Below are 4,230 nucleotides of genomic sequence, written 5' to 3'. Positions count from 1 at the left end.
ATCGGGCGGCGATAGCCGTCAGCCGGTGCCGCGTCCCGCCGCATGCCTTCGCGCGACCCCTCGCGCGGGCCATGGCGGTACGCAGCGCCGGCGGCGAAGGAAAAGCGTCCCGACTATGCTGGTCTTTATCATCCGGCGCCTGATGCAGAGCGTGGTCGTGCTCTTCGTCATGTCGCTGCTGGTCTTTCTCGGTGTGTTCGCCATCGGCAATCCGGTGGACATCCTGATCAATCCGCAGGCCGATCAGGAAGACATCAAGCGCACCATCGCCGCGCTCGGCCTCGACAAGCCCCTGTGGGAGCAGTACTGGATCTTCCTGACCAATGCGCTGCAGGGCAATCTGGGCATCTCGTTCGCGCACGGCACGCCGGCGCTGAAGCTGATCTTCGAGCGGATGCCGGCGACCATGGAGCTGGCGATCTGCGCGATCCTGCTGGCGATCGTGCTCGGCATCCCGCTCGGCCTGTGGGCGGGCCTGCGGCCCAACGGCATCGCCGGCAAGTCGATCATGACGGTGTCGATCCTGGGCTTCTCGCTGCCGACCTTCTGGGTCGGCCTGATGCTGATCATGGTGTTCGCGGTGCAGCTCGGCTGGCTGCCGTCGAACGGGCGCGGACAGACCGTCTCGGTACTCGGCATCCCGGTCAGCTTCCTGACCGTCGACGGCATCCGCCATCTGGTGCTGCCGGCCGTCACGCTGTCACTGCTCAATATCGCGATGGTGATCCGGCTGACGCGCGCCGGCACCCAGGAGGCGATGCTGCAGGACTACGTCAAGTTCGCGCGCGCCAAGGGCCTGTCGAACACGCGCATCGTCGGCGTGCATGTGCTCAAGAACATCCTGATCCCGATCGTCACCGTGATCGCGCTGCAGTTCGGCTCGATCATCGCCTTCGCCATCGTCACCGAGACGATCTTCGCCTGGCCCGGCATGGGCAAGCTGATCATCGATTCGATTCAGCTGCTGGACCGGCCGGTGATCGTCGCCTACCTGATGGTGATCGTGACGCTGTTCATCCTGATCAACCTGGCGGTCGACATCATCTACAGCGTGCTCGATCCGCGCGTGCGCATCGCCGACAACAAGGGCTGATCCCATGACCATCGCTACGCAACCGGGCACGCCGGACGGACTGCCGGCTCCCACCACCGATATTCCCGCCGGCCCGCCGGGCACCCCGACCGGCACGCCGACGCCGTCCGCCGCGGCGGCCGTCGACACGCCATGGCGCCGCTTCGCCCGGCAGTTCTTCTCGAGCAAGATCGCGGTGGCGGGCCTGGCCGTGCTGATCGCGATCGTGCTGATCGCGATCTTCGCGCCGTGGCTGGCGCCGCAGGATCCCTACGACCTCGCCACGCTGGACGTGCTCGATGCGCGCCTGGCCCCGGGCGAGGTGGCCGGCAACGGCATGACCTTCCTGCTGGGCTCGGACGAGCAGGGCCGCGACATCCTGTCGGCGGTGATGTACGGCCTGCGCATCAGCATCGGCGTCGGCGTGGTCAGCACGGTGATCGCGCTGGTGCTGGGCGCCACGCTGGGGCTGATCGCCGGCTTCGTCGGCGGACGCGTCGAGGCGCTGATCATGCGCGTCGCCGATCTGCAGCTGTCGTTCCCGCCGATCCTGCTGGCGCTGATCCTGCTGGCCTTCCTGCGTCCGGGCATCGGCAATATCGTGATCGCGCTGGTGGCGGTGCAGTGGGCCTACTACGCGCGCACCACGCGCAGCGCGGCGCTGGTCGAGCGGCGCAAGGAATATATCGAGGCGGCCACGTGCCTGGGCCTGCCGGCGCGGCGCATCATGTTCCGCCACCTGCTGCCCAACTGCCTGCCGCCGCTGATCGTGATCGCCGCGCTGCAGGTGGCCTCGGCGATCACGCTGGAGGCCACGCTGTCCTTCCTCGGCCTGGGCGTGCCGATCACCGAGCCGTCGCTCGGTTCGCTGATCTCGAACGGCCAGCAGTACATGCTGTCCGGCAAGTACTGGATCAGCTTCTTCCCCGGCATTGCGCTGGTGATCACCATCGTCGCGATGAACCTGGTCGCCGACCAGCTGCGCGACGTCCTGAACCCGCGCCTGCAGACGCTTTAAGAGACGACGCCACAAGGGGAATACCGGATGAGCGGCAAACCAACACTGCTGGTCGAGGACCTGGAGACGCATTTCTTCACGCGCGGCGGCGTCGCGCGCGCGGTCGATCGCGTGTCCTTCTCGATCGGCCGCGGCGAGATCATGGGCCTGGTCGGCGAGTCCGGCTCGGGCAAGTCGATGACCGGCTATTCGATCATGGGACTGATCGACCCGCCGGGGCAGGTGGTCGGCGGGCGCATCGAGCTGACCAGCCGCGACGGCGTCACGCGCGACCTGCGCAGGCTGACGCCGGCGCAGATGCGCAACGTGCGCGGCAACCGCATCGCGATGATCTTCCAGGATCCGATGATGACGCTGAACCCGGTGCTGCGCATCGATACGCAGATGATCGAGGCGGTGCTGGCGCACGAGAAGGTGGACAAGGCCGTGGCGCGCGAGCGCGCGCGCAATGCGCTGGCGCGGGTCGGCATTCCGTCGCCGGACGAGCGGCTGCAGGCCTATCCGCACCAGTTCTCCGGCGGCATGCGCCAGCGCGTGGCGATCGCCATCGCGCTGCTGAACAAGCCGGACCTGATCATCGCCGACGAGCCGACCACCGCGCTCGACGTGACGATCCAGGGCCAGATCCTCTACGAGATGCAGAAGCTGTGCCGCGAGTCGGGCACCGCGCTGATCTGGATCACGCACGACCTGTCGGTGATCGCGGGCCTGGCCGACAGCGTCTGCGTGATGTACGCCGGCAGGATCGTCGAGGCCGGCGATGTGCGGCAGGTGCTCGAGCGTCCCGAACATCCCTACACGCACGGGCTGATCGGCTCGGCGCCGTCGCGCAATCCGCGCGGCACGCCGCTGCGGCAGATCCCCGGCATGACGCCGTCGCTGCTGAACCTGCCCGGCGGCTGCGCCTTCCGCGAGCGCTGCCCGCGCGCCACCGAGATCTGCCGCACCGAGCCGCCGCTGAGCAGCACGCCAGACGGACGGCGCCTGCGCTGCTTCCATCCGGTGCTCGAAACCCAGGAGGCCGCATGAACGGCATGACCGATATGTCCGTGATCGACGCGCCCGCCGCCGGGGCATCGACGACCCCGGCCGCGGCAAGCGAGACGCCGCTGCTGGAGCTGCGCGGCGTCTCCAAGCGCTTCGTCAAGTCGCTCGACGCCGCCGCCCGCATCGCCAATCTGTTCGGCGCGCATGCGAAGGAAGAAGTGGTGCACGCGGTCGACCATGTCGACCTGGCCATCCGCGCCGGCGAGGTGGTCGGCCTGGTCGGCGAATCGGGCTGCGGCAAGTCGACGCTGGGCCGGATGGCGGTCGGCCTGCATACGCTGACCGAAGGCACGCGGCTGTGGAAGGGCGTGGACCTGGAGCAGCTGCCGGCCGAGAAGAAGCGCGAGAAGCAGCTGGCGATCCAGATGATCTTCCAGGACCCGTATGCCTCGCTGAACCCGCGGCTGCGCGTGCTGGATATTGTCGGCGAGGCGCCGGTGGTGCACGGCATCGTGCCGGCCTCGGGCCAGAAGGCCTATGTCGAGGAGATGCTGACCCGGGTGGGCATGGACCCGACCGTGCTGCGGCGCTTTCCGCACCAGTTCTCCGGCGGCCAGCGCGCGCGCATCGGCATCGCGCGGGCGCTGGCGGTCAGGCCGGAATTCCTGGTCTGCGACGAGTCGGTGGCGGCGCTAGACGTGTCGATCCAGGCCCAGGTGCTGAACCTGTTCATGCGGCTGCGCGAGGAACTGAACCTCACCTACCTGTTCATCAGCCACGATCTCGGCGTGGTCAAGCACATCAGCGACCGCGTGGTGATCATGTACCTGGGCCGCGTGGTCGAATCGGCGCCGACCGAGCAGGTGTTCGCCGCCCCGAACCATCCGTACACGCAGGCGCTGCTGGCCGAGGCGCCCAAGCTGGAGGTCGGCAAGAAGACCTATGTGGCGATCCAGGGCGAGATTCCGTCGCCGCTGCATCCGCCTTCGGGCTGCCACTTCCATCCGCGCTGCCCGTACGCGATGCCGCGTTGCCGCGAGGAGGCGCCCGCGCTGAAGGAGATCGCACCGCTGCGGATGTCGGCCTGCCATCTGAACGACCAGCGCTGAGCGGCTCGCCGTACGGCCATCGGGGCACCGTCAGGCGGCCGTCC

At 68.2% G+C, this 4,230-nt stretch carries 4 protein-coding genes; all 4 read left to right on the top strand.

The window, feature by feature from the left end:
- The first annotated feature begins 115 nt into the window (after positions 1–115).
- The 4 genes from AC6EI8_RS24740 to AC6EI8_RS24725 are packed head-to-tail and all read left to right on the top strand — an operon-like array spanning position 116 to position 4,186.
- Positions 116–1,093 (top strand): ABC transporter permease, encoded by a 978-nt coding sequence (locus tag AC6EI8_RS24740; protein ID WP_149316552.1) that lies wholly within the window; start codon positions 116–118, stop codon positions 1,091–1,093.
- A 4-nt stretch (positions 1,094–1,097) separates the two neighbouring features.
- Positions 1,098–2,090 carry an ABC transporter permease gene (locus tag AC6EI8_RS24735; RefSeq protein WP_223819430.1) on the top strand — a complete coding sequence of 331 codons (993 nt, stop codon included), beginning with the start codon at positions 1,098–1,100 and terminating at the stop codon, positions 2,088–2,090.
- Positions 2,091–2,117: 27 nt separating this feature from the next.
- Positions 2,118–3,119, top strand: coding sequence for an ABC transporter ATP-binding protein (locus tag AC6EI8_RS24730; protein WP_150082090.1), 1,002 nt, complete (start codon positions 2,118–2,120; stop codon positions 3,117–3,119).
- Between the two features lie 5 nt (positions 3,120–3,124).
- Positions 3,125–4,186: an ABC transporter ATP-binding protein gene (locus tag AC6EI8_RS24725; protein WP_149317069.1), complete on the top strand. Its 1,062-nt coding sequence runs from the start codon at positions 3,125–3,127 to the stop codon at positions 4,184–4,186.
- Positions 4,187–4,230: the final 44 nt, after the last annotated feature.

The sequence above is a fragment of the Cupriavidus sp. R6-3 genome (assembly GCF_059772245.1).
The sequence above is the reverse complement of the archived record's forward strand: the minus strand, read 5'-3'. Positions and strand labels throughout refer to the sequence as shown.

Excerpts from the sequence above, each read along its gene's own strand:
- AC6EI8_RS24740 (WP_149316552.1), top strand. The coding sequence starts at position 116 with ATGCTGGTCTTTATCATCCGGCGCCTGATGCAGAGCGTGGTCGTGCTC.
- AC6EI8_RS24735 (WP_223819430.1), top strand. The coding sequence starts at position 1,098 with ATGACCATCGCTACGCAACCGGGCACGCCGGACGGACTGCCGGCTCCC.
- AC6EI8_RS24730 (WP_150082090.1), top strand. The coding sequence starts at position 2,118 with ATGAGCGGCAAACCAACACTGCTGGTCGAGGACCTGGAGACGCATTTC.
- AC6EI8_RS24725 (WP_149317069.1), top strand. The coding sequence starts at position 3,125 with ATGACCGATATGTCCGTGATCGACGCGCCCGCCGCCGGGGCATCGACG.